The organism is Bradyrhizobium sp. CAR08, from assembly GCF_052871955.1.
Genome location: NZ_JBIXJX010000078.1, coordinates 1 through 1,320, shown reverse-complemented (window position 1 = coordinate 1,320; position 1,320 = coordinate 1). Strand labels below are relative to the sequence as shown.

Below are 1,320 nucleotides of genomic sequence, written 5' to 3'. Positions count from 1 at the left end.
CGCCGACAAGACCGTCGAGGTCTTCCACAAGGGACAGAGGATCGCCAGCCACGCCCGTGCGCCCAACCGGCGCGGCCACACCACGATTGCCGATCATATGCCCAGCGCCCACCGCCGCTACGGCAAATGGACGCCGGGAGGGCTGATCGCCGCCGGCGAGAAGATTGGTCCATCGACCGCGGCGTTCTTCCAGGTCGTCATCGAAGCCCGGCCGCACCCCGAGCAAGGCTTTCGCACCTGCCTCGGTATCCTGTCGCTGGCCAAGAGCTACGACAATGCGCGCGTCGATGCCGCCTGCCGACGCGGCATCCTCATCAAGGCTCGCTCCGTCGCCTCGATCCGTTCGATCCTCAAGAGCGGCCTCGATCGCGCTTTCCTCGACGAGACGTCCGACCACCAGCCCCTGCGCCACGGCAACATCCGCGGTCAGGGCTATTTCCACTGAACCAGGGAGACTCCAATGCTGACACACCCCACCCATGAACGGCTGATCACGCTTGGCCTGACCGGAATGGCCAAAGCCTTCGAGGAGCAGCGACGATCACCGGACCTCGACACCCTGCCGTTCGAGGAGCGCGTCGAGCTTCTCGTCGACCGCGAAGCCGCCGAGCGCGACACCAAACGTCTCACGACCCGCCTCAAGTTCGCCGCGCTACGCCAGAGCGCATGCGTGGAAGACGTCGATTTGCGCACGCCACGCGGCATCGACCGCAGCATCTTCGCCAGACTCGTCGGCGGCGAGTGGATCGACCGCAACGAGAACCTGCTCATCACAGGGGCAACCGGGCTCGGCAAAAGCTGGATTGCCTGCGCCCTCGGCCAAAAGGCCTGCCGCGACAATCGTTCGGTCCAGTATCACCGCGTCCCGCGCCTGTTCGAAGCGCTCGCCCTGGCTCGCGGCGACGGCCGATATGGCCGGCTGCTCAAAACCATCGGCCGCATTCAACTTCTGATTCTCGATGATTGGGGCCTGTCAGTTCTAAATCCGCCCGAACGGCGCGACCTTCTGGAGATCCTCGATGATCGCCACGGTCGCGCCTCCACAATCGTCACCAGTCAGGTCCCTGTTGAACATTGGCACGACGTATCGGCGACCCAACCCTCGGCGACGCCATCCTGGATCGCCTCGTTCACAACGCTCACCGTCTGCAACTCTCCGGAGAAAGCATGCGAAAGCAGAACGCCCGCAATCAAACTCTTGACGCCAACTCAAACCCCTGAACCAATCACCCATGTCGGTCAAAGCCGCTGCTCATCATCGCGCGAAACAGCTGCTCACGATCGCCTGAAATCGCCGCTCACCATCGCCGAAATACGCAG

At 63.5% G+C, this 1,320-nt stretch carries 2 pseudogenes; both read left to right on the top strand.

From position 1 onward, the window contains the following. A pseudogene (locus tag ACIPUD_RS39770) lies at positions 1 to 445 on the top strand (IS21 family transposase); the annotation flags it as partial. A gap of 15 nt (positions 446 to 460) precedes the next feature. Beyond that, positions 461 to 1,221, top strand: a pseudogene (gene istB / locus ACIPUD_RS39765) (IS21-like element helper ATPase IstB). Positions 1,222 to 1,320 lie beyond the last annotated feature (99 nt).